Origin of the sequence: Pannonibacter carbonis (assembly GCF_003012935.1) — a bacterium.
Classification (GTDB): domain Bacteria; phylum Pseudomonadota; class Alphaproteobacteria; order Rhizobiales; family Stappiaceae; genus Pannonibacter; species Pannonibacter carbonis.
The window spans coordinates 1-23,367 of the sequence record NZ_PUDR01000009.1; the positions used below are offsets into that span (position 1 = coordinate 1).

A 23,367-nucleotide genomic window follows, 5' to 3' on the forward strand; every position below is an offset into this window, starting at 1 on the left:
ACGGCCTCCAGCGCCACGCGGGCCTTGAACCCAGCATCATGGTTCCTGCGTTTCTTCATGTCCTGATCTCCTCGTTCTTGGAGACCAGCAGACGTCAGATCGTAGCTTCCGTCACTGTCCGATTTTCTGGGGGTAGCTTAGTATATCTCTTTCCTTTAGGACTTTGCCAAGATAAAAATCGGGTGATGGAAAGAAATCTTCTTCGTATTTTGGCACCTTGCATTTGACTAGCTCGCCAAAAACGGTTTCGACGCGCCTTTTCTTGTCGATAAATACGAAGTAAATGTGCGAAAATGCCGCGTTTTTGAGGCTGATAGTGATTTGGGCAATCCACATCGCGAGAACGCCAAAAAACACTAAAACCCAGAAGTCCCTGTCGACCCCGGCTAGGCTTGCAATCGCGAGCACGACGACAATGTCAAAAATAGTAGCGTAAAGAACGCTACTCCAAAGCCTGCGGTTCTGCGCTGACGAAAAATCCATAAGAAAACCTCAACGTTCCGGTCCAAAAATCAAACGCTAGAGCGATTGCAAATCAAGGTCAAAAAGGAACCTTCATGGAAATGAGGTGTGTAGCTGCCCTGCGATACTTTCAAATATGTCGCCTGGAAAATGCCCGGTAAACTCAAGTTCTTTTGCCGGATAGTCACCTAGCTCTGAGCCTAGCTGCGTCTTTGTTGGAAGGCCGCATTGCAGCGCGCTTGGATATATGTGCAACTTTGATGGTGCGGCGCGGGTTTTATCGCGTCAATGCCAAGCTTGCTCGAGGCAGCATAAATGCCGCTGGCCAGATTTCGCGACCATGACTTGCGACCCTCGTCGAAAGTTGCTGCCGTGACTTGTGCCGCACGTATGTCCGTCAACTCCACTCAGCGGGCACACGGCGAATGAGGCTAAAAGAGCGCTATGCATCCGGCAGGTGTTGGCTCAACTTCGTCTCAGCTTCGGGCGAGGTCGGTAAGGGCCAAACCGAACGGGCCTCCTTACGCCATGGATTGCTTTAGGGCTGTTTTTAGGGCTGTCTAATCGACAACCTAAAAAAATATAATGAAATCAATATTTAAGAGAATGAGAATGGCGGACAGAGAGGGATTCGAACCCTCGATACGGTTTCCCGTATACACGCGTTCCAGGCGTGCGCCTTCAACCACTCGGCCACCTGTCCATTCTTCAGCGGCAGGCCGCTCAAGGTGGGCGGAATATACTCAGGACGCCGGGGAGCGCAAGAACTCTTGTGAAGTTTTTTTCGTTCGGCGTTGGCGATTGGCAAAATGGACGGAAAACCCTTGAAAAAACCATGGGAAAAGGCAGTGCCGGACTTGTGCGTTGCCGCGATCGGGCCGGCGAACTAGCTATAGTGGCATCAACGCTTCAGCTGGCGCTACTCGCAGTGCCAGTCGAGGCAGAAGGTCTGCCGGTCGTCATGAAAGGCCTGGCCAGTGGCTGGCTTGGAGGCTGGCCTGGGCTCTGGCTCTGGCTCTGGCTCTGGCTCTGGCTCTGGCTCTGGCTCTGGCTCTGGCTCTGGCTCTGGTTCTGGTTCTGGGGGCTGGCCCCTTGGTCTAACCCTGGGGTGTCAGTCTTGGAGTAGTGGCGTCGCGCTCCTGTGCTGCCCAAGGTAGTTGAAGGCGTTCAGGCTGCGATGGCCCTGTCTGTCCGGGATCTGAAAGCCGAGCGCCGGGTCGGACTTCTGCTCGGACGATGCAGGGCGGTGTTGCCGGGGTTGGCGCCGGTGCAGCTTGAAATGCCGGGAGGATTTTTAATGTTTGCTGTCTTGCGTGCCCTATTCAGGCTCTCGGGTTATTTTTTTCTTGGTGTCGCCGTAGTGGCTGCCGTCGTTGACGGCAGCAAGTCGATTGCTGCGGCTGCCTTTGCCTATACGCCGGTGGGCCAGGTGTGGTTCGAACTGGCGCCAGCCTCGTTGAACATCGCGCAGGCGGCAATCCAGCGCCATGTCAGCCCCGTCCTATGGGATCCTGTCATCCAGACGCTGCTGGGCTGGCCCGTGTGGGTGGTTCTGCCGCCGCTCGCTGTCGCGCTGCTTATCCTGGGCATGCGCCGGCGCCCGGCCGTGTCGTCGGTCTGAGAGGGTGCCATGTCCTTCATGCGTCTACTAAGCCAGAAGTTCACCTTGCCGACCGAGGCCGAGGCCTTGCCGGGCCGGCCGGAGGCTTTTGTGCCACAACTGGATCATGCCGTACTGGGTCGGCCCCTTGGCGGCGCCGTACCGGAAGGCTATCGGACCGCGCTTTTCGGCATGGGCTGCTACTGGGGGGCGGAAAAGCGCTTCTGGTCGGTGCCGGGCGTCCATGTTACGGCAGCCGGCTATGCGGGCGGGCTGACGCCCAATCCAACTGGCAATGAAGTGGCCACCGGCCGCACGGGCCATGCCGAGGTCGTGCGCGTGGTGTATGATCCTGCAACCGTGTCCTTGCGCAAGTTATTGGCCATATTCTGGGAAGGTCATGATCCGACAGAGGGCATGCGGCAAGGCGATGACATCGGCACCCAGTTTCGCTCGATGATCCTGGTTCCCGATCAGGAGGATCTGAGCCTCGTCGAAGCATCCCGCGAAGCCTATGCCAAGGCTCTTGCTGCAGCCGGGCATCCGCGCGCCATCACGACGAGCCTCGCCGTCGACACGACCTTCTACTTTGCCGAGGCCTATCAGCAGCAGCATCTGGCCCGTGTGGAGGGCGCGACTTGCGGAACGCGCGGCTGCGGCGTACCGGCTGGGCCTTTCTTCGACGGCCCCAATCCGGAAGGGCCCCTCGGATGAACGGGGAAGATGATTTGCGCAAGCGGTTGGAACTGGAGTTGGTCCGGTCTGGCCAGGTCATGGATGACAGGGACGAGGCGAGGGCTGTTCCTGTGCGGGCTTCCCGGGCCCGGTTGCAGGATCCGTTCGGCATGCGCCTTCGCGCCAATCTGCTGCAGGCCGTGATTGAAGCGCGCCATGTGTTGGCTGATCTGCGATTGCCTTTGTCGGTGCGCGTTGCCAAGGCGCGGCTGGCGGTGCGGCGGGCACGGTTGCTGTTGAAGGTGTGCCGGGACAGCCTTGGTCCGTCATATGCGGCACGGGCCGCGCGCTTGAAACTCTGCGCGGGCGCCTTGAAAATGCTGGATGCCGAGCCGCAGCGGGCACCGGTCGGACTGGTGTTCACCAGCGGTGCGCCGGAACTGGAAGAGGACCGGCGGATTGCGGAACTGGACGGCCTTTTGCGCCGCTGCGAAGTGGATGCGGTCAGCCTGGCGCCTGGGTTAATTGACGCCGTCGGCGCAGCACAGGCGCTGGCAAAGGCGCGGCGCCAAAGTCTCACCCGCGCAAGGTCCGCCCTGTCCACGCGGGAACCTGAAGAGTGCCGACGCTGGCTTAAAGCACTACGCCGTCAGGCTGAAATGGCCCGTCTGCTGGCGGCCGAATGGCGCGGAGACACCACTCTCTCGTCACTGCAGATCAACGCCCAAGCCGAGGATCTGGCGAGATATCTCAAAGTTGATGCGCTGTATCGCAGATTGTGCGCGCAAAAGGCCAATGGTGCGGTTCCCCTGGCCTCCCCCGAAGCGGTCCGGCTCGAACGCAAGGCGTTGTGGCGTCGGATCCGGGATCGGCAACGCTCGGCGCTCGACACGGGCAACTGATTTCAGGATCACCGTTGAAGGATGGCGCACCAGCACCTGGCCGGTGAGTGCAACTTTCACCTGTCTTTCAGAGTTGTTAACCAAGGTCGTGTGATTCTCTCAGCGTCACCGCCGTGGTTGAAACACATGCGCCCCACAGCCCCATCAACATCAAAGCCGATCTCCGGCCTCGGACGTAGCCTGATCGGGCTGTACTTTGTTGTGGCCTGCGGATTGATGGGCGCTGCAGTTCTGGCTCCCATTCAGGGCAGTCAGGTGGCCGTGTTTACATGGGCGGGTTCGGCGACTGCTGCGGAGGTCGTTGCGCGGGCAAACGGGCAATTGCTGTTGATCTCGGCAAATGGCCGGATTGCCGTAACACCTACTTTGGCGGCCGGCGACATCGGCGCACTTTATGATGCCGGCGCCAGTCTGGTCACAGCCGCATGGTTCGCGAAAGCCTGTATGACGTTAAATGCGGCTGGATTTTCCTTAGATGCAAGCGAGGTAGCGAGATGATGAGCGGATTGGAGAATATTCGCGAGACTTTCGCGAAAGCATTGATGTTTTTTATCTGGTTCAATGTCTTGCTTGTGATCGGGACGGCCCTTTCCAACGATGCTGTTGCCAGCGTCGCCATCGCAGGCATTGCGCTTCTGTTTGGAACCGTGGCAACCGGAACCTGGATGAAATGCGGCACGGCAGCGGAAACGCGGATCGTGTCGGCAATTTCGCTGGCCGGGCTGGTGGCCCTGTTCGTTGCATCACTGGGAGGAGGCGATCCGGCTTCGTCCTTCCAGCTTGATGGCCACATGTATTTCTTCGCCGTCCTCGCCATTCTGGCCGGTTGGGTCGACTGGCGTGCCCTGGTGGCCTATGCCGGCGTCGTCGCAGTTCATCACCTCGTGCTGAATTTTGCCCTGCCGATGGCCGTGTTTCCGGCTGGAGCGAATTTTGGCCGCGTTGTTTTTCATGCGGTCATTGTCGTGGTCGAGGTCGGGGCGCTTTGGTGGCTGACCGAACAGGTATCGAAGGCCTTCCAGGAGGCAGGCACGGCTCTTGCAGCGGCTGAAGCAGCGCAAAGCACTGCTAAGGCGGCGCAAATTGCAATGGAAGATCAGTCCAGCCGCAACGGCGAACGGCAAAAAACCGTCATCGCCCGCATTGCCAGCTTCCGCGGCGAGATCGAAGCCCTGCTTTCCGGTATGTCCGATCGCAGCAAGCAGATGCGTGATGCTTCATCTCAGCTTGGTACCCTGATTTCCGGCACAGCCAGCCAGGCGGCAACGGCAGCCGCCGCCTCCGACAAGGCATCTGACAATGTTCAGACGGTGTCTGCTGCAGCAGAGGAACTCTCGTCGTCCATCTCCGAGATCTCGCGGCAGGTGGCACAGACAACCCAGATCGTGGCCAAGGCAACGGAAGGGGCGCAGACATCGAATGCCAAGGTCGCCAGTCTCGCCAATGCCGCGAGCCGCATCGGTGAGGTCGTCACGCTCATTCAGGCGATTGCCGAGCAAACCAATCTCCTCGCTCTGAACGCGACGATCGAAGCTGCCCGCGCCGGTGAAGCCGGTCGCGGCTTTGCTGTTGTCGCTGCCGAAGTGAAGGAACTGGCCACGCAGACCTCCAAGGCAACGGAAGAGATCGGGGCGCAGATTACCGCGATCCAGGCTGAAACCAAGGGCGCAGTCGAGGCCATCGGGGCCATTGCGCTGACCATGGAAGATGTCAACCGCTACACCGGCGCCATCGCCGCAGCGGTGGAGGAGCAGGGAGCGGCAACCGCCGAAATCTCGCGCAACGTCGCCCAGGCCGCCCATGGCACGGAACTGGTTGCCAGCAACGTCAGTGGCCTCAGCGTTTCGGCCGAACAGACGACCGGTTCCGTATCCAATGTCGCAAGGACGGCAGAAGAGCTTGAGCAGGAAGCTGCCCGGATGCGCTCCATGATCGATACTTTCCTGCGCGACGTCGCCTGACCCGGCAACGACGAGACAAGCAACAGACCGGCGCCCGAACGCGCCGGTCTTTTTGTTGGCAGGGATCTCAAGGTCCCCTCCCGGCCATGGCCGGTTGATCACTTCGCCGCCGGCAGCATGAGGAACTCCGCAATCCGGCTTAGCGCTTCGGTGTGCACGACCTCCCGGTCCGAACCCGCCGGATCATCGCAGATTGCGTCTTCGCCTTCGGCCTGAAGTAAGGCTTCCGCACCGGGCTTGCATAGGGCGAGGAAGCTGTAGTGATGCGCCGGTGCGATGTAGCTGTGGCTGAAGTCGGGGATCAGCTCCGCGAACTTGCCGCCGCTTGCCCCGACATCCGCCGCGATCGGGATTTCGCCAGGCGCCCCCAGGCTGATGACGGCAACCGGAATGCGGATCGCCTTCAGGCTGCCCGCCTTGTAGGACTGCGCCATGGCCGGATCGACGGCAACGCTCCGCGAAATGCGCGGATCGGTCAGCGACTGCTCGAACTCGGCCTGCGGCACGCCGGTCAGGTCCGTCCGGCCCTTGGCGTAGAAGCGGCAATCGACCTTTCCGGGAGCCGGCTCGGCGCAATAGTCCACGAAGGCCTGCTGGCTCGTCTCAGCCCCGGCCAGCGCCAAGGCCGTCACCCCGCCCAGCGAAAAGCCGACGACGGAGATCCTGTCCGTGTCGATGAGCGGGCCAAGTTCCGGGGTCTGCAACAGGCTGGTCAGCAGCGCGCTGACATCCTCGGCCCGCTCCCAGTGGCGGAGGCTGCGGCGCGGCGAGCTGTCGCCGCTGGTGCTGCCTGGATGGTTGACGCCGGCGACGATGAAGCCCCGTGCCACCAGCCCGTTGGCCAGCCAGCTCATGGCGTCGATGTTGTTGCCCGATCCATGCGACAGCAGAACCAGCGGATGTTTGCCCGCCGGATAGGGCGCGCCCATGTTGACCGGGTTGCCGACGAAAACCGGGTTGTCGCCAACGAGGCCGCGATAGGTCTTGCCGCCTGCCGGATACCAGACCGAGGCCGTCAGCGGACCATCCCGGTGCGCGGCCGCGACCTGCAGCCGTTCGTGTCCAGGATCAAGCCTGTCGGCTGCCCCGACCGGCCCTGCCAGGGCGAGGATGAGGCAAACGGACTGCACGAGATGGCGTGTGAGAGTGTGGGCGAAGTTGCGAGAAGTGACGGGCATGCAGATGTCTCCTGTATCAGCGGGAACGCCGAGGCCAGATGACCGGCCCGCGCCGTTTTTGGCGACCTCGAACCGGATTCAGGTCGCCACGAACCGGATCAAGGAGGTAGAGACAGGGAAACGATCGGTCCGGGACCTGCATCTGGACCCCGGATCCGGTCGCGCTGTCGCCACGCACACCCGATTGGCCCGATGCCGAGCTTTCCCGTCCCCGTCTTTGCCGCGGCGATCCTTGCCTGCCTGCTCCTGCGTCTTGTCTGGAGCGGGGAGGGCAGTCGCTGGCTGCGCCTGCTGATCGCCGTCACGGCGGTCCAGTCGCTGATTGCCGCCGCCGTGCAGCACTACGGGATTGTGGAGCTGCGCTTCCTTCAACCCTTCACGGCATCCCTCATTCCGCCGCTCACCTGGCTCGCCTTCGTGCATGGCGCCTTGCGCCCGCTGGCGCCACGGGATGTGCTGGTGCAGCTTGCCGCACCGGCCTTTGTGCTCTTCTGCATCGTCTTTGCCCCGTTGACGCTCGACGCAGTCCTGCCGGCGCTCTTCACCGGCTACGGCCTGCTGATGCTGCATGCGATGCGGAACGGGGCGGACCGCCTGCCGCTGGCCCGGCTGGAATCCAGCGCGCCGTCCTTGCGCTCCTGGCGGCTGCTCGCGATCCTGCTGATCGGATCGGCGGCCAGCGACGTGCTGATCGTCGCCGATATCCTGCTCTTCGCCGGTGACCTCAAGGGCAGCATCACCAGCGTCACGTCCTCGCTGTTGCTGCTCGGCGTCGGGCTGATGGGGCTGGAACGGGCGCAGGATGAACCGGACGTGCCGGCCTCGAGCGAAGACGCCCCAATCGAGGCGGTCGATGGGGCGGACGCGGCGCATCCGAGCGAAGAGGAGCGGCAGCTGGTTGGCCGCGCGTTCGATCTTCTGACGACCTCGCGACTGGCCGCTGATCCGGACCTCACCCTTGCGCGCCTCGCCCGCCGTCTCACGGTGCCCGCCAAGACGTTGTCCGCCGCCATCAACCGGGTCGAACAGATGAACGTCAGCCAGTTCGTCAACCGCTACCGGGTCGAGCTGGCCTGCCGGGCGCTCACGGCCGGGACCAGCGTCACCGAAGCAATGTTCGAGGCCGGCTTCCGCACCAAGTCCAACTTCAACCGCGAGTTCCGGCGTGTCACCGACCAGAGCCCGACCGGGTGGCAGCAGGCAAACGCGGGCCGTGCTCAGGCCTCCGCGTCGTCCCTGCCGATCACCTGAAGTTCGGGCCACAGGCGCTTCAGCCTTGCGCTCTTCTCCGCGTGGGTCTTCGCATTGTCGAGCACCCTGTTCGGCACCAGCCGCATGGCAAAGAGAGTGGCAAGGCCGAACGGCGCGGCGATCTCGATCGCGCCCTGCCCAGTCATCCGGGCGGCAACAGCATGCGTCTTCGACGCATAGAGCGTCAGCGCTTCCGTGCTGCAGGTGAGCCTTGGATAGGCACTGCCGAAGCGCTCGGGATACCAGAGATGCACCCGCGCCTGGTTGCGCGTCTCGATCATCCCGGACAGCGAAGGCAGCGCGCCAGCAACGGCCCGGATCACCCGGTCTTCCGCGTCGTAGGACAGGTCGCCGCCATCGAAATAGGTGACGTCATAGTCCTTGATGCCATGGCCAACCGGCTTGCCGGTCATCAGGTTCCAGGCGTTCTGGTAGATCCCGCCGGAAACGAGCCACGCATCGGGCAGGCGGAGATCGCGGATTGCCTCCAGGATCTGCAGCACCACCGGCATCGCGCCGATCAGCCGGATCAGCGCTGCCCGCCGCTCATCCTCGCTGGCCCGCGCCGGATCGCCCAGCCGGAGCCGGTCGCGGCTGACGTCGTCAAGGCTGGAGAGGCTGGCGGACATGACAAGGCTCCGGGAATCATCTGGACGCCCGGAGCCTTGCACGGCGGCATGGCCGCCGGAAGACAGGAGAGGTGAGGGAGCCGATCAGACCTGCTTCAGATAGGCCGCGATGATGTCGCGGGCAGCTTCCAGGTCCTTCTTGGCGATCATCTCGGTCACCGTGTGGATGTAGCGGGTGCCGACAACGATGCCGACCGCCCGGGCCCCGGCTGCAGCCTGCTGGGCCGCCGCGCCATCCTGGCCGCCAGACCGCAGCATGGTGCGCTGGTAGGGGATCTTCTCGGCAATGGCGAGCGCCTCGATCTCGCTGACCAGCTGGCGGTCGGCGATGAACGAGCCGTCCTTCACATGCAGGCCAAACCCGCCGCCGAGCGTCGTCGTGCGGTCCTGCTCGGGCACGCCCGGCGTGTCGCAGGCCAGGGTCACGTCGATGCCAAGGCCGATGTCCGGCTTGATCGCGTAGGACGCGGTGCGCGCGCCACGCAGGCCCACTTCCTCCTGCGCCGTGAAGGCGACATGGATCTCGCACTCATGCTTGGCCTTGCCGAGCGCGCGGATCGCCTCGATGCCGAGCCAGCAGGCGATGCGGTTGTCGAGCGCCTTGGAGACGATGGTGTCGCCCATTTCCAGCAGCGGCTCGTCCATGGTCACCATGTCGCCGATCTTGACGATTTCCTTGGCCTTCTCGCCAAGGCCCATGTCGATGACGAACTCGTCCGGCTCCGGCACCTTCTTGCGTTCGTCGGGCGAGGAAATGTGGATCGGCCGGCCACCGGGGTTCATCACGGCCTTGAAATCCCCCTTGTCCGTCGACACCAGCACGCGGCGCGAGAACAGGTTGCGCGGGTCAAACCCGCCGACCGGATGAACGTGGACGAAGCCCTTGTCCGTCACATGCGAGACCAGGAAGCCGATCTCGTCCATATGGCAGAGCAGCATCACCTTCTTCGGCGACTTCGACTTCTTGCGCGGATCGCGCCGGCACAGGAGCGAGCCCATCGGGTCGACGGTCACCTCGTCGAACAGGCCCTTGATTTCCGTTTCGATGAGCGCCCGCACCCGGTGCTCGTGACCGGGAACGCCCGGGGTCTCGCACAGCCGGCGCAACAGATCGATGTTCATGGAAGGAATGTTCCTGAAAAGTGATTTGGGAACCATCAGATTAGGCCTGTGTCCAGCGCCGGGGAAGTCTCTTTTGCGGTCGACGGTTACCTTTCCGGTTGTGGAGGGAGCAGCGGGAATGTATCTTCAATGTATATCCAGCGGGTTGCGCCAACAGGAGCTCGTGCCATGATCGCCACAGTCGCCAAATGGGGAAACAGCCTTGCGTTGCGGATCCCGACCGCCTTTGCCCGCGAAATCTCGGCTCGCGAAGGCATGCAGCTGGACATTTCGGTCGTTGACGGCACGCTGGTGCTGAAGCCTGTGGCCGATACCCAGGAGTTTTCGCTCGATCAGCTGCTGGACGGCATCACACCGGAAAGCCTGCATGACGAGATCAGCGGCGGCCCCTCCGTTGGCAACGAGGCCTGACCGTGAGCGCGCGGCCCGATCTGGACGCCTATTGCCCCGAGCGCTTCGACATCATCTGGATCAGCTTTGACCCGCAGCAGGGCAGGGAACAGTCCAAGCGCCGGCCCGCGCTGGTTCTGTCGCCGCGTCGCTACAACACGCTGACCCGCCTCTGCGTCCTGTGCCCGATCACGTCGCAGATCAAGGGTTACCCGTTCGAGGTTGCCTTGCCCGCAGGCGCGCTGACCTCGGGAGCCGTCCTGTCCGATCAGATCAAGAGTTTCGACTGGTCGGCCCGCGCGGCCGCCTATATCGAATCCTGCCCGCAGATCGGTCCCGAGATCCAGGGCAAGATCAAGGCTCTGCTGGGCTTGAACGGGTGACCAAGGCACGATCAACGCAAGGACACCGCTTGACGGACCGCGGCAAGTCAACGGTCACTTTGGTCATCCAGCGCGCCCTCACAAATGGGTCCAGAGGCGACTGGCCAAGCTCATCTTGCCATTGAACACGGGCTGCGTATACTCCCGCTCGCTTCAAGGGGATGCGCCATGACCACCGGCCTTGCCACGACTGGGAACAGCCTCGCCGCCAGCGGAATGCGGGCGAAGCGCTTCGTCGTGCGCCGTCTGCGCAACACGGCCGCCCAGGGCCCGGCCTGCGGACGATTTAGCCGCTGAGGACGCTCTCAGCGCCTCTGACATTCCCGTCCGCCTTCGCCTGCCTTCCTGTGGCATGCGCGCGCATTTCTGCTAAAAGACCCAACGACCTGATCGCCTGCTGCCGGATCCGCCCGCCGAGGACCCGCACATGGCCCAACGACCGAAGAGCTCATGTCTGACATCGACAGCCTTTACACCGAGATTTCGGCCGCCATCGCCGCGGCCACCAGCGAGGCAGCCCTCGAGGAGGTGCGCATCAGCGCCCTTGGCAAGAAGGGCAGCATTTCCGAGATGCTGAAGACGCTGGGCTCGATGAGCCCGGAAGAGCGCCAGACCAAGGGCGCCGCGATCAACGGCCTCAAGACCCGCGTCACCGACGAACTCGCCGCCCGCAAGGACGTGCTCAAGGAAGCCGCGCTCGAGGCGCGTCTGGCCAGCGAGCGCGTCGACGTCACCTTGCCGCAGCGCGCCGCGCCCGCCGAAATGGGCCGCATCCATCCGATCGCCCAGGTGATCGACGAGCTGACCGCGATCTTTGCCGACATGGGCTTCTCGGTGGCCGAAGGTCCGGATATCGAAAGTGACGAGCTGAACTTCACCGCGCTGAATTTCCCGCTTGGCCATCCGGCGCGCGACATGCACGACACCTTCTTCTTCCATCCGGACGAAGCCGGTGAACGCCTGCTGCTGCGCACCCACACCTCGCCGGTGCAGATCCGCACCATGCGCAGCCAGCAGCCGCCGATCCGCGTCATCATTCCGGGGCGCACCTATCGCTGCGACAGCGACCAGACCCACACGCCGATGTTCCATCAGGTGGAAGGCCTCGTCATCGACAAGGGCAGCCACATGGGTCACCTGAAGTGGATCCTGGAGGAGTTCTGCAAGGCCTTCTTCGAGGTCAAGGACATCAAGATGCGCTTCCGCCCGTCCTTCTTCCCCTTCACGGAGCCGTCCATGGAAGTGGACATCCAGTGCGACCGTTCGGGCGCCGAGGTGAAGTTCGGCGAAGGCAACGACTGGCTCGAGATCCTCGGCTGCGGCATGGTGCATCCCAATGTCATCCGCAACTGCGGCCTCGATCCGGATGAGTACCAGGGCTTTGCCTGGGGCATGGGCATCGACCGCATCGCCATGCTGAAATACGGCATGCCGGACCTGCGCGCCTTCTTTGATGCCGATGTCCGCTGGATCAAGCATTACGGCTTCCGCCCGCTCGACCTGCCGACGCTGTTCGGCGGCCTGTCGTCCTGACCCGATCGATCCCTCCCGGCGTGCCGCGCAGGGGCCGTCAGCCCGGCCCGCGCGCTGCCAAAGACACGAGATGACACGATGAAGTTCACGCTTTCCTGGCTCAAGGAGCATCTGGAGACCGACGCAACGCTCGACCAGATCGTCGAGCGCCTGACCATGATCGGTCTGGAAGTCGAAGACGTCACCGACCGCGCCGCCCGCCTCGCCCCGTTCAAGATCGCCAAGGTCGTATCGGCCGAACAGCACCCGAACGCTGACCGCCTGCGCGTGCTCAAGGTCGACACCGGCTCGGGTGAGCTGCTGCAGGTCGTCTGCGGCGCGCCCAACGCCCGCGCCGGCCTCGTCGGCGTGCTCGGCAAGCCGGGCGACTATGTCCCCGGCCTCGACGTCACCCTCTCCGTCGGCAAGATCCGCGATGTCGAGAGCTTCGGCATGATGTGCTCCGAGCGCGAGCTGGAGCTGTCGGACGAGCACAACGGCATCATCGACCTGCCGGAAGATGCGCCGATCGGCATGCCCTTCGCCGAGTACATGGGTCTTGGCGATCCGGTGATCGAGATCGGCCTGACGCCGAACCGCCCGGACTGCACCGCCGTCTACGGCATCGCCCGGGATCTCGCCGCCGCCGGCCTTGGCAAGCTGAAGGAGCGCAAGCACCTGCAGATCCGGGGCAGCTGCCCGTGCCCGACCAATGTCGTCCTCGACTTCGGCGACACGCCGGCCCTGTGCAAGGCCTTCGGCCTGCGCCTCGTCAAGGGCGTCAAGAACGGGCCGTCGCCGAAGTGGCTGCAGGACCGCCTGGTTGCCATCGGCCTGCGCCCGATCAACACGCTGGTCGACATCACCAACTACATGACCTTCGACCAGGGCCGCCCGCTGCACGTCTTCGACGCGGCCAAGGTGACCGGCAATCTGGTCGTCCGCCGCGGCCGCGCCGGCGAGGAGATCCAGGGCCTCAACGGCAAGACCTACCAGGTCGACGACAGCATCTGTGTCATCGCCGATGACAAGGGGCTGGAGTCGCTCGGCGGCATCCTCGGCGGCGAGCATTCCGGCTGCGACGAGACCACCGTCGACGTGCTGATCGAATCCGCGCTCTGGGATGAGAACGGCATCGCCCGCACCGGCCGCAAGCTCGGCGTCAACACCGATGCCCGCTACCGCTTCGAGCGCGGCGTCGATCCGGACTTCATGCTGCCGGGTCTCGAGATGGCGACCCAGATGGTGCTGGACCTGTGCGGCGGCACGCCGTCGGAGGTTGTCAGCGTCGGCCAGGTGCCGGACACCTCGCGCATCATCGACTTCCCCTACCGCGAAGTGAAGCGCCTCACCGGCCTCGACCTGCCGGTTCCGGAAATCAACCTGATCCTCAAGTCGCTCGGCTTCTGGATCTCCGGCAGCGGTGAGACCGTCCGCGTCGCCCCGCCGAGCTGGCGTCCGGACATCGAGGGCAAGGCCGATCTTGCCGAGGAAGTCGTGCGCATTGTCGGTCTCGACCGGGTCGCGCCGACGCCGCTGCCGCGTGGTGGCTCTGTTGGAGCCCGGGTGCTGACAGCCAGCCAGATTCGTCGTTCCCGCGCCCGCCGCACGCTGGCCGCGCGCGGCATGGACGAGGCCGTCACCTGGTCCTTCATCGCCAAGGCCCATGCGGAAGCCTTTGGCGGCGGCGCGCCGGAGCTGGAGCTCGCCAACCCGATCTCCGCCGACATGTCGCAGATGCGCCCGAGCCTGCTGCCGGGCCTGATCGCCGCCGCACAGCGCAACGCCGATCGCGGCTATGCCGATGTCGCCCTGTTCGAGGTGGGGCAGGTATTCCTCACCGCCCGCGAGGATGGCCAGCGCATGGTCGTCGCCGGCGTCCGCCGCGGCACCGCCAAGCTCGCCGGCAATGGCCGTCACTGGTCGGGCTCCGCCGGCAGCGTTGACGTGTTTGATGCCAAGGCCGATGCGGAAGCCGTTCTGGCCGCCGCCGGCGCGCCGGTCGACAAGCTGCAGGTCTTCACCGATGCGCCCGGCTGGCTCCATCCGGGCCGCTCCGGTGCCTTCAAGCTAGGTCCGAAGCAGACGCTCGCCGTCTTCGGCGAGGTGCATCCGCGCACGCTGGGGCTGATGGACGTTGCCGGTCCGCTGGTGGCCTTCGAGATCTATCTCGACGCCATTCCGGAGCCGAAGGCCAAGCCGACCCGCTCCAAGGGCGCGCTCGACATCGCCGATCTGATGCCGGTCCGCCGCGACTTCGCCTTCGTGGTCGACAAGGACCTCAGCGCCGACAAGCTGCTGAAGGCCGCCCGTGGCGCAGAGAAGACGCTGATCGCCGACGTCAACCTCTTCGACATCTACGAAGGGCAGGGCGTGGGCGACGGCAAGAAGTCGCTCGCCATCGACGTGACGCTGCAGCCCAAGGACCGCACGCTGACCGACGAGGAAATCGACGCTGTTGCGAAGAAGATCGTCGCCGCCGTCGAGAAAGCCACCGGCGGCACCCTGCGCGGCTGAGCGGTCTGATCCTGAATGCAGAAGCCCCGCGCGTGACCCGCGCGGGGCTTTCTTTTAAGCATATAATTATTCGGCTAATAAATCGGCGTATTAGAGCGCCGCATCTACGATCAGATGCGACCGGCCATGGCTGCAGGCCTCGATCCGGGCATCGACCCGGTAGACCTCGCGCAGCAGACCGGCCGTGATCACCTCGCCCACCGGCCCGTTGGCCACCAGTCGGCCGTTGGCCACCACCATTGCCTGGTCACAGTAGCGCAGGGCATGGTTGAGATCATGCAGTGCGATCAGCACCGCGATGCCCTGCCGGCGGGCAAGGCCCTGCATGTGCTGCAGCACCTCGATCTGGCGGAACAGGTCCAGAGCCGAGGTCGGCTCGTCCATCAGCAGCACGCGCGGCTTGCGCGCCAGCGCCTGGGCGATGGCGACGAGCTGGCGCTGCCCGCCGGACAGTTGCCCGAGGTCGCGGAAGGCAAGGTCAGTGATCTTCAGCGAGGTGAGGATCTGGTCGATCTCGTCCAACTCGCCGTCGGCAACGCGCCACGAGCCGCCCTGCTTGGCAGCCAGAAGCACGGACTCATAGACCGTCAGCACCGCATTGGCGCCGGTGTCCTGGGGCATGTAGCAGATCGGATGCGACAGGCTGTCCGTCCCCGACAGGCTGACCAGGCCCTCGCCCTTGATCAGTCCGGCGATGCGCTTGAACAGGGTCGACTTGCCGGCCGCATTCGGGCCGATCACCGCCGTCAGGGTGCCGCCCGACAGCGGCCCGGCGGACAGACCGGAGAACACTGCTTGCTTGCCATAGCGCGCTCCCAGCGCCTCGAGCGTCAGGCTCACCATGCGCGCCTCCTGTTGGTGAAGATCAGCGAGAAGAAGAACGGCACGCCGACCAGCGCGGTGATCACGCCGATGGGCAGGATCGCACCCGGGATGATCATCTTCGACAGGACCGACGTGGCCGACAGCATCAGCGCACCGCAGAGCAGCGAGCCGGGCAAGAAGAAGCGCTGGTCCTCGCCCAGCAGCATCCGCGCGATATGCGGGCCGACGAGGCCGATGAAGCCGATGGTGCCGACAAAGGACACCGGGATCGCCGCCAGCAGGCTGACGAGCATCAGCGTTTCGAGCCGCAGCCGCTTCACGTTGATGCCGAAGGAGGCCGCCTTGTCATCGCCGAGCCGCAGCGCCGTCAGCGCCCAGGCCTGACGCGCGAACAGCGGCACGCAGACGACGAGCACGGCACCGGTCACCGCCACCTTGCTCCAGGTCGCCTTGGTCAGCGAGCCCATGGTCCAGAACACCACCGCCGCCAGCGCCTGCTCGGAGGCCAGATACTGCAGCAGCGCCAGAAGCGCGTTGAAGGTGAACACCAGCGCGATGCCGAGCAGCACGATCGTCTCCACCGTCACTCCGCGCAGCGTCGAGACGGCATAGATGAACATCGAGGCCAGCATCGCCATCAGGAAGGCGTTGATCGGCACCATCAGCTCGAGCGCCAGCGGGAACACGGCAACGCCGGCCACCAGTGCCAGCGCCGCGCCAAAGCTGGCCGCCGCCGAAATGCCGAGCGTGAAGGGGCTGGCCAAGGGATTGGCGAGGATGGTCTGCATCTGCGCACCGGCCAGCGACAGGCACGCACCCACCGTGACTGCCATCAGCGCAATGGGCATGCGAATGTCCCAGATCACCACGCGCAGCTGGTCGGAGACACCGGCCGGGTCGATCAGCGCCGACAGAACCTCGCCGAGGCTGTAGCGGGCCGGCCCGAGGCCCATGTCGAGGGCGACGCTGAGGCCAAGCGTTACCAGCATCAGCGCCAGAATGACCAGCCGCCGCGCGGTCAGCGCCCTGTAGCGCAGCCCGCCGGCGTCACCGGCTTCGGCCGGGGTCTTGGCCAGGTTTGTTGTATCGGCAACGGCTACCATCACCGCACCTCACTCGTCAGGATTGTCGCCGGAAGCAGGAAAAGGGCGACTGCCGCCCGGGTGATGCCGTGTGTCATCGCATTGTCCATCTGCGCGAGGGGGCCGGTGTTTCCACCGGCCCTGAATCTGGTCACTTGAGCGAGACGAAGTAGCCCGGGCGGTACTCGACCGGCAGGAAGCGCGTGTGCAGTTCCTTGAAGGTCGCATCCACGTCCACGTCCTGGAATAGCTCCGGATGCAGCCACTTGGCGATCTGCTGCACGGCGATGAACTGGTACGGGCTATTGTAGAACTGATGCCAAATCGCATGGACGTTCTGGTCCTTGACCGCCTTGATGCCGGTGAAGGCCGGGCGCTCGGTCAGAACCGCCAGCTTTTCCTTTGCGCGGACCGGATCAGCGCCGGGGCCGACGCCGACCCACTTGCCGCCCGGAACGAACAGCTCCCAGTTGGACCCGGTGATGATCACCTGATCCGGGTTAGAGGCGATGATCTGCTCCGGGTTGACCGTCCCGAAGGTCCCGGGAATGAACTCGGCCGCCATGTTGATGCCGCCGGCCAGATCGACCATCTTGCCGAAGTTCTCGTTGCCGAAGGACATGCAGCAATCGTCGCTGTAGCCGCCGGCGCGTTCCATGAACACGACGGGCTTCTTCAGATCGCCGGCCTTGGCCAGACGGTCGGTCACCGCCGCCATCTGCTCCTGGCGGAAGGCGACGAACTCCTCGGCGCGGGCTTCGTTGCCGAACAGCTTGCCGATGATGCGCATGGAGGCGTCGGTGTTCTGCATCGGCTTCTCACGGAAGTCGATGTAGACCAGCGGGATGCCGACCTTGGCCAGCTTCTCGATGTAACCGGCCTCTTCTGTCGCCGACTTGGCCTCGGTGTTCATGATGATGACATCGGGCTTCAGCGCCACGGCCTGCTCGATGTCGAAGGTGCCGTCCTTCATGCCGCCGAAGGTCGGGATCGTGGCCATCTCGGGGAACTTCTCGAGATAGGCGTTGTAGCCGTCGAGATCGGCCTTCTTGAAGTCGTCGCGCCAGCCGACGACGCGGCCAAACGGCTTCTCTGTGTCCAGAGCCGCCGTGAAATAGATCTGGCGACCTTCGCCAAGGATCACGCGATCAACGGGAATCGAGACTTCGACTTCACGGCCTGTGATGTCCTTGATCTTCACCAGTTCGCCTGAAACTGCAGTCTCTGCAATCAGGGCGAGCGATACCGCTGCGGCAAAAGCCACATTCTTGAACGTCAGCACTTTGAATCTCCTTAGGGAGGAATGCTGTGGTCTAGTTTTTTATGACTTTCATAGTCAACATTTTTCTTTTAGAAGGCTTCCAGTCTTTCCAATGACTTGCAGGGGAACCCGGCCCGATGACCACGCTTTCACATGGCGCAAACCACGGACTTCGCGAGGAAATCAAGGCCTATTGGTCTGCCCGGGCGGCGAGTTTCGACAGCCAGCCGGGACATGAAATTTTCTCGGAGGAAGAACGCGAGGCATGGCACAGGTTGTTGCGCCGGCATTTGGGGGAGGGCAGGGGCCGCAAGGCTCTGGATGTGGCTTGCGGCACGGCCGTCATTGCACATCTCCTCGATGATCTCGGCTATGCCGTTACCGGTCTCGACTGGGCCGAGCCCATGCTGGAGCTGGCCCGGACCAAGGCCCGCACCCGCGGCCGGTCGATCCGCTTCCTGATGGGCGACGCAGAAAACACCATGGAGCCGGATGCCAGTTATGACGTCATCACCAACCGGCATCTGGTCTGGACTCTGGTCGATCCGCTGCCCGCCTTCCGCGACTGGCACCGTGTGCTGAAGCCTGGCGGCAAGTTGCTGATCGTGGACGGCGATCACGTCAATCCCGGCCTTGCTGCCCGGCTGATCAAGCGGCTCTCGGCATTTGTCGCAAGCCTGTCAGGCGACGGAGCAGTGCAGAACGGTCCCGCTCCCAGCCAGATGGAAACCCATCTGTCGATCCTCTCCCGCGTTCATTTCTCGCAAGGTGCCCGAGCGGAAGAGGTCGTAAAGCTTCTGCGGCAAGCCGGATTCGAGACCATCACGGTCGATACCAACATGCGGGCGATCCACAAGGCGCAGCGGTCCAACTTCAGCTTCCTGAAGGGGCTGGAGCGCTCGATCCAGCATCGCTACGCAATCTGCGCCAGCCGCAGCTGACGCCTTGATATCAGATGATTTCGTCCTCGTCGAAGAGGGTGTCGCGCTCGTGCGCCTCGCCCTCTTCGGCGACCGCCGGGCCAGCGGACGTCAGCTTTGCAACATGGAACAGCGCATCGCCCTGGTTGACCACGGGCAGATGGGAATGACCGATGATCAGCCCGTCAAGCGGGCTGTGCAGCTCGAACTCCGTATCGCCAAAGGGATCCGCGACGACCCCCAGCAGTTCACCCGCCGATGCCCGATGGCCAGACAGTTTCAGTGCCCGGAAGATCCCGCCTTCCGGCGCCCGGATCCAGAAGGACTTGCGTGAGTAGAGCGGCGTCTGACCGGCCTTCAACACCGGTTTCGGCGTCTGTCCGGGCAGCATGCCAAGCCGGTGCATCACCGCAACGATGCCCCGTTCCCCGACGCGGATCGCCTCTTCGTCAAAGCGCAGCGCCTCGCCGGCCTCATACAGCAGCACATCCACGCCCATCGCCAGCGCCGTCTCGCGCAGCGAGCCATGGCGCAGGTTGGCCTCCATCACCAGCGGTGCACCGAAGGCATCGGCAAGCTCACGCATCCGGCCGCTGTAGCGTGCCACACGCAGCTGCGGCAGGTTGGTCCGGTGCAGCGCGGCGGTGTGCAGGTCGATGCCGACATCGGAGCGGGCGACGATTTCCTTGCGGAACAGGTCTGCCAGCTGGGCAGCCAGCGACCCGCGCTCGGAGCCGGGGAACGAGCGGTTGAGGTCGCGCCGGTCCGGCAGGTAGCGTGAATGCGAGATCAGGCCGTAGGCATTGACCACCGGAATGGCCAGCAGCGTTCCCGCGAGGCGGCTCAGCTGCGGCTTCCTGAGGATGCGGCGGATGATCTCGACGCCAAGAACCTCATCGCCATGCACGACGCCGGAGATGAACAGCACCGGCCCGGGCTTCTTGCCATGCACCACCTGCACCGGCAGCGTCATGGGCGTGTGGTTCGACAGCAGGCTGAAGGGCAGGTCCACCGTGCGCCGCTCGCCGGCGGCAATCTCGAAGGGCCCGATCCGGAACGGATCGCGCCGCACGGTGTCGCGCATTCTTCAGCCCTTTCCTTTGGTCTTCGTCTGACCCATCTTGGCGTTCTTCTCGATAAATTCGATGATTTTTCCCGCGACGTCCACCCCTGTCGACTTTTCAATGCCTTCGAGGCCTGGCGACGAGTTGACCTCCATCACGACCGGCCCGTGGTTCGACCGCAGCATGTCGACGCCGGCGACGTTGAGCCCGAGGGCCTTCGCTGCACGGATGGCTGTCGAGCGTTCCTCCGGCGTGATCTTGATCGCCTCAGCCGAACCGCCGCGATGCAGGTTGGAGCGGAATTCGCCGACCCCGCCGTTGCGCCGCATCGAGGCGATCACCTTGCCCCCGACAACCAGTGCCCGGATGTCGGAAGCACCGGCTTCCTTGATGAACTCCTGCACCAGGATATTCACCTTGGCGCCGCGAAAGGCTTCCACGACCGACTTTGCGCTGGACATGGTCTCGCCAAGCACCACGCCGATGCCCTGCGTTCCCTCCACCAGCTTGATGATCGCCGGGGCGCCGCCCACGAGCTTGATCACTTCCTCCGCCTGCTTCGGATCATAGGCAAAAGCGGTCACCGGCAGGCCGATGCCATCGCGGGCCAGGATCTGCAGCGCGCGCAGCTTGTCGCGGGAGCGGCCGATGGCGACCGACTCATTCAGCGGATAGACGCCCATCATCTCGAACTGCCGCAGCACGGCGAGACCGTAATAGGTCACCGACGCACCGATGCGCGGGATCACGGCATCATATCCGGTAACCCGCTCGCCATTGTAGATCACCGAGGGCCGGTGGGACGTGATGTCCATGTAGCAGCGCAGGGTGTTGTAGATGTCGAGCGTATGGCCTCTCGCCTCAGCCGCCTCGACCAGGCGCTTGTGCGAATAGAGGCCCGGATTCCGGGCAAGCATGGCAAGGCGCATGGCAAGTCACTCTCCAGCGAGGAAGCAGCGCCAATATCCCAATTCCATGCGTGTCCGCTAGCGGGATTTTTGTGAAGGTTTTCTGACCCTTCGTCCGGCAAGAAAGCTTCTCGACGGATCAATGATGAGCCGGCTGTGCATTGCCGAGCGGCCCACAAGCATTGGCAGCTTCATGTCTGACCTGTCCGTCAGTGTCAGCTCGATCAGCCATTGTAATCCGGCGAAGGACAAAGTCGTGTGGATAGTCAGCCGCTGCTCCGCATGACCCGACGAGGACTTCACCGTTCGAAGGTCAACGAGCGGGGCGGTGTGCTTCAGCACGCCGCTGGCATCGAGCGTGTCTTCATCTAGGTCGAAGTTGACATGCGGCTGGCCATCGATCTCGATCACCCGCGCCCGGGGCACATGCAGGGCCGAGGAGCGCGCGCCGGTATCGAACTTCGCCAGGAGGCGCGGCACGCCCAGATCCGGCAGGCTGACCCACTCCTTCCAGCCGACCACACGCTTGCCGTCAGCTTCAGCCGGCGCGATGCCGTTGCGCGGAAGGATCGGATTGGTCGGCGTGGTCACGCAAAGGGCTCCAGTCTCGTTCGGACAGCCACGCCGATAGGCGCTATTGCCGCGTCGGTCAAACGGAATTGACGAGCCGCACCCGGATCAGTCCGCGCACGGAATTGCCGACATAGACCGGATCGCCCGTCGTCAGATCCGCCCGCGTCAGGTCGGCTTCTGCCGCAATCCGGCTCTCCAGCAGCGCCGCGCGCAGCGTGCCCGGCAGCACCCCGTGGCGCAGCGCCGGCGTCAGCAGCCGCCCGTTCCGTGCCACGAACAGCGTCGTGAAACTGCCTTCGGTGAGGAACCCGTCAGTGTTCTCGAAGATCACTTCCCGAAGCCCCGGCTGCGCCGCCACCATGCGGCTGCGCGTGCCGTCGTACATCTCCCGGTTGGTGGTCTTGTGATAGTAGAAGCGGTCGCTTGCATCGGTCCGCACATCCGCCAGGCACACATCCCAGACCTCGCCGGGGGCAACGGCCTGCATCGGCGCATGGGTGATCTGGTGGCTGCCGCCGCTGGCCAGTTCCAGCCGCACCCGCGTCAGCCCGGCAAAGCTCTCTGCCACGCCCTGCAGCGCCGCATCCACGGCTGCAAGATCGCAGGTGAAGCCGAAATAGGCGGCCGACTCGGCCAGCCGGTCGAGATGCCGCTCCAGGAGCAGATAGCCCTCGTCCGGGCTCCAGCCGAGCGTTTCGATCAGGCCGAAGGCCGGCGGCTCGGCGGCGGTCAGGAACTTCAGCTTGAGCAGGCACTCGTCATATTCCGGCGCGGCACCGGAATCGAACACCACCCCGGATCCGACGCCGGCCTCGCCCAGTCCGGTGTCGCGCAGCACCAGCGTGCGGATCGCCACGTTGAAGCGGAAGTCTCCCTCGGGCGTCACATGGCCGATGGAGCCCGTGTAGATCCCGCGTGGCCCCGTCTCCTCGGCCTTGATGATCTGCATCGCCGAGAGTTTTGGCGCTCCGGTGATCGAGCCGCAGGGGAACAGGTTGGCGATGATCTCGCCAAGGCCAACGCCGTCCTCCAGCTCGCCTTCGACGCCGGTCACCATCTGGTGCAGGCTCCTGTAGCGCTCGACCGCGAACACGTCATGCACGCTCACCGAGCCGGGCTTGCAGACGCGCGACAGGTCGTTGCGCATCAGGTCGGCGATCATCACGTTCTCGGCCCGCTGCTTCGGGTCACCGGCAAGTGCTGCGGCAATCGCCGCATCCTCGCTGCCGTCGCGCCCGCGCGGGGCGGTGCCCTTCATCGGCCGGGTGCGCAGCCGCTGGCCTTCCCGCTCCAGGAACAGTTCCGGCGACAGCGACAGGATCGCCCGGTCTGCGAGCTGCAGGAATGCCCCATGCGCCACCGGCTGGCGCCGGATCAGCCGGGCAAACTGTGCCGCCGCCGGGCCCTGGTGGCGGAAGCGGGCCCGCATGGTCAGGTTGGCCTGATAGATGTCCCCCACCGCCAGATGGTGCTGCACGGCTGCGAAGGCCCGGGCATAGCGGGCCCGGTCCATGTCGTAGCTGAAGCTGTCGATGGTGCCCTCCAGCGGACCACTCGCCTGCCGCAGCACCTCATCCAGCGCGTCCAGCGACAGGATCTCCGGAGCCTCATAGGCCCCGAACCACGCCAGCGGCTCGCCATCGGCCTGCCAGCTCGCTGCCAGCTTCGGCTCGAAGGCAAAGCCGAATTCATAGGCCAGGAACCCGGCCAGATGCGCACCCGCAGCCTGCTCAGCCTGCAGCCTGGCCAGAAAGGCCTGCGCCTCGTCGAGCGCATGGCAGGTCAGCACCCGCTTCGGCTGCCGGAACACGCGCGCGCGCCGCTCGGTCAGCGCATCGACAAGAATAACCGTACCCGGACCCAGAAGGGAGGCCGGCGCTGCGGCAGGATCGGTCATGGAAAGCGTATCGGCCAAGGCAATCGCGTCATCTAATGTGGGTCGGGTCGACATGGGGCGCAACCGCCGCTCGCCAAGGGTTCCCCCGCTGTTTACACCGCTCCCCGCCCGCGTCAACGCCTCTTCCCGCCAACCAATGGCCGGTTTGCGGCTGTGCCTGCAAACGCGCGCGAAGTGGAGTGCTGCCGCAATGGCCAACGGCGCTCGAAGTTGCTTGTCTTCCGCCCAGCAGCAAGCGCCCCTCTCCCCCCTTGA

24 protein-coding genes and 1 tRNA gene are annotated in these 23,367 nt (G+C 64.2%); 13 read left to right on the plus strand and 12 right to left on the minus strand.

Features of this window, described 5'->3' with window-relative positions:
• Positions 1 to 111: 111 nt before the first annotated feature.
• Complete coding sequence (locus C8348_RS13370) at positions 112 to 483, minus strand: hypothetical protein (RefSeq protein ID WP_106753856.1); 372 nt, start codon at positions 481 to 483, stop codon at positions 112 to 114.
• A 592-nt stretch (positions 484 to 1,075) separates the two neighbouring features.
• Positions 1,076 to 1,165 (minus strand) — tRNA-Ser (locus C8348_RS13375).
• Between the two features lie 192 nt (positions 1,166 to 1,357).
• Here C8348_RS13375 and C8348_RS13380 point away from each other — a divergent pair.
• From C8348_RS13380 to C8348_RS13400, 6 genes are all read left to right on the plus strand, one after another.
• Positions 1,358 to 1,588 carry a hypothetical protein gene (locus tag C8348_RS13380; protein ID WP_157950434.1) on the plus strand — a complete coding sequence of 77 codons (231 nt, stop codon included), beginning with the start codon at positions 1,358 to 1,360 and terminating at the stop codon, positions 1,586 to 1,588.
• A gap of 51 nt (positions 1,589 to 1,639) precedes the next feature.
• Positions 1,640 to 2,083, plus strand: coding sequence for a hypothetical protein (locus C8348_RS13385; protein WP_208983750.1), 444 nt, complete (start codon positions 1,640 to 1,642; stop codon positions 2,081 to 2,083).
• Between the two features lie 9 nt (positions 2,084 to 2,092).
• Entirely contained in the window at positions 2,093 to 2,776 is a 684-nt protein-coding gene (gene msrA, locus C8348_RS13390; protein ID WP_106753859.1) for a peptide-methionine (S)-S-oxide reductase MsrA, read from the plus strand.
• 131 nt (positions 2,777 to 2,907) lie between these two features.
• Complete coding sequence (locus tag C8348_RS13395; RefSeq protein ID WP_157950435.1) at positions 2,908 to 3,639, plus strand: hypothetical protein; 732 nt, start codon at positions 2,908 to 2,910, stop codon at positions 3,637 to 3,639.
• 21 nt (positions 3,640 to 3,660) lie between these two features.
• Positions 3,661 to 4,137: a hypothetical protein gene (locus tag C8348_RS21980; RefSeq protein WP_157950436.1), complete on the plus strand. Its 477-nt coding sequence runs from the start codon at positions 3,661 to 3,663 to the stop codon at positions 4,135 to 4,137.
• Positions 4,134 to 5,600 carry a methyl-accepting chemotaxis protein gene (locus C8348_RS13400; protein ID WP_208983751.1) on the plus strand — a complete coding sequence of 489 codons (1,467 nt, stop codon included), beginning with the start codon at positions 4,134 to 4,136 and terminating at the stop codon, positions 5,598 to 5,600. The genes C8348_RS21980 and C8348_RS13400 overlap by 4 nt, the downstream gene beginning before the upstream one ends.
• Positions 5,601 to 5,698: 98 nt before the next feature.
• Here C8348_RS13400 and C8348_RS13405 read toward each other — a convergent pair whose 3' ends face one another.
• Complete coding sequence (locus C8348_RS13405; RefSeq protein WP_106753861.1) at positions 5,699 to 6,778, minus strand: alpha/beta hydrolase family protein; 1,080 nt, start codon at positions 6,776 to 6,778, stop codon at positions 5,699 to 5,701.
• A 192-nt stretch (positions 6,779 to 6,970) separates the two neighbouring features.
• Here C8348_RS13405 and C8348_RS13410 point away from each other — a divergent pair, with 192 nt between their 5' ends.
• Positions 6,971 to 8,029: an AraC family transcriptional regulator gene (locus C8348_RS13410; RefSeq protein WP_106753862.1), complete on the plus strand. Its 1,059-nt coding sequence runs from the start codon at positions 6,971 to 6,973 to the stop codon at positions 8,027 to 8,029.
• Here C8348_RS13410 and C8348_RS13415 read toward each other — a convergent pair.
• Positions 7,996 to 8,658: a nucleotidyltransferase family protein gene (locus C8348_RS13415; RefSeq protein WP_106753863.1), complete on the minus strand. Its 663-nt coding sequence runs from the start codon at positions 8,656 to 8,658 to the stop codon at positions 7,996 to 7,998. The two genes, C8348_RS13410 and C8348_RS13415, sit on opposite strands and share 34 nt — an antisense overlap.
• A gap of 84 nt (positions 8,659 to 8,742) precedes the next feature.
• Positions 8,743 to 9,780, minus strand: a complete 1,038-nt coding sequence (locus C8348_RS13420) for a M42 family metallopeptidase (RefSeq protein WP_106753864.1) — start codon at positions 9,778 to 9,780, stop codon at positions 8,743 to 8,745.
• Between the two features lie 168 nt (positions 9,781 to 9,948).
• Between C8348_RS13420 and C8348_RS13425 the strand changes: the two genes are divergently transcribed.
• The 5 genes from C8348_RS13425 to pheT all read left to right on the plus strand — a co-directional run bounded on the left by C8348_RS13425 (position 9,949) and on the right by pheT (position 14,582).
• Positions 9,949 to 10,191, plus strand: a complete 243-nt coding sequence (locus C8348_RS13425; RefSeq protein ID WP_106753865.1) for an AbrB/MazE/SpoVT family DNA-binding domain-containing protein — start codon at positions 9,949 to 9,951, stop codon at positions 10,189 to 10,191.
• A 2-nt stretch (positions 10,192 to 10,193) separates the two neighbouring features.
• Positions 10,194 to 10,553 carry a type II toxin-antitoxin system PemK/MazF family toxin gene (locus C8348_RS13430; protein ID WP_198647046.1) on the plus strand — a complete coding sequence of 120 codons (360 nt, stop codon included), beginning with the start codon at positions 10,194 to 10,196 and terminating at the stop codon, positions 10,551 to 10,553.
• Between the two features lie 168 nt (positions 10,554 to 10,721).
• Positions 10,722 to 10,850: a hypothetical protein gene (locus C8348_RS22540; protein ID WP_279629397.1), complete on the plus strand. Its 129-nt coding sequence runs from the start codon at positions 10,722 to 10,724 to the stop codon at positions 10,848 to 10,850.
• A 153-nt stretch (positions 10,851 to 11,003) separates the two neighbouring features.
• On the plus strand, positions 11,004 to 12,086 hold the full coding sequence (gene pheS, locus C8348_RS13435; protein WP_106753866.1) for a phenylalanine--tRNA ligase subunit alpha: 1,083 nt from the start codon (positions 11,004 to 11,006) through the stop codon (positions 12,084 to 12,086).
• Between the two features lie 78 nt (positions 12,087 to 12,164).
• A complete protein-coding gene (gene pheT / locus C8348_RS13440) occupies positions 12,165 to 14,582 on the plus strand; it encodes a phenylalanine--tRNA ligase subunit beta (protein ID WP_106753867.1) in 2,418 nt (805 codons plus the stop codon).
• Between the two features lie 90 nt (positions 14,583 to 14,672).
• Here pheT and C8348_RS13445 read toward each other — a convergent pair whose 3' ends face one another.
• From C8348_RS13445 to C8348_RS13455, 3 genes are all read right to left on the minus strand, one after another.
• Positions 14,673 to 15,425 carry an ABC transporter ATP-binding protein gene (locus tag C8348_RS13445; protein WP_106753868.1) on the minus strand — a complete coding sequence of 251 codons (753 nt, stop codon included), beginning with the start codon at positions 15,423 to 15,425 and terminating at the stop codon, positions 14,673 to 14,675.
• Positions 15,419 to 16,513: a FecCD family ABC transporter permease gene (locus C8348_RS13450; RefSeq protein ID WP_425270819.1), complete on the minus strand. Its 1,095-nt coding sequence runs from the start codon at positions 16,511 to 16,513 to the stop codon at positions 15,419 to 15,421. The genes C8348_RS13445 and C8348_RS13450 overlap by 7 nt, the downstream gene beginning before the upstream one ends.
• Before the next feature lie 127 nt (positions 16,514 to 16,640).
• Positions 16,641 to 17,768 carry an ABC transporter substrate-binding protein gene (locus tag C8348_RS13455; protein ID WP_208983765.1) on the minus strand — a complete coding sequence of 376 codons (1,128 nt, stop codon included), beginning with the start codon at positions 17,766 to 17,768 and terminating at the stop codon, positions 16,641 to 16,643.
• A gap of 119 nt (positions 17,769 to 17,887) precedes the next feature.
• On the opposite strand from C8348_RS13455, the gene C8348_RS13460 reads away from it, so the two are divergent.
• On the plus strand, positions 17,888 to 18,691 hold the full coding sequence (locus tag C8348_RS13460; RefSeq protein ID WP_106753871.1) for a class I SAM-dependent methyltransferase: 804 nt from the start codon (positions 17,888 to 17,890) through the stop codon (positions 18,689 to 18,691).
• Positions 18,692 to 18,701: 10 nt separating this feature from the next.
• Here the strand turns inward: C8348_RS13460 and C8348_RS13465 are convergent, their stop codons facing one another.
• From C8348_RS13465 to pabB, 4 genes are read right to left on the minus strand one after another with little or no spacing between them, the layout of a single operon-like run.
• Entirely contained in the window at positions 18,702 to 19,754 is a 1,053-nt protein-coding gene (locus C8348_RS13465) for a succinylglutamate desuccinylase/aspartoacylase family protein (RefSeq protein WP_106753872.1), read from the minus strand.
• A gap of 3 nt (positions 19,755 to 19,757) precedes the next feature.
• A complete protein-coding gene (rimK, locus tag C8348_RS22280; protein WP_106753873.1) occupies positions 19,758 to 20,663 on the minus strand; it encodes a 30S ribosomal protein S6--L-glutamate ligase in 906 nt (301 codons plus the stop codon).
• 57 nt (positions 20,664 to 20,720) lie between these two features.
• Complete coding sequence (locus C8348_RS22285) at positions 20,721 to 21,233, minus strand: ATP-dependent zinc protease family protein (protein WP_208983752.1); 513 nt, start codon at positions 21,231 to 21,233, stop codon at positions 20,721 to 20,723.
• A gap of 58 nt (positions 21,234 to 21,291) precedes the next feature.
• A complete protein-coding gene (gene pabB, locus C8348_RS13480) occupies positions 21,292 to 23,166 on the minus strand; it encodes an aminodeoxychorismate synthase component I (RefSeq protein ID WP_208983753.1) in 1,875 nt (624 codons plus the stop codon).
• Positions 23,167 to 23,367: the final 201 nt, after the last annotated feature.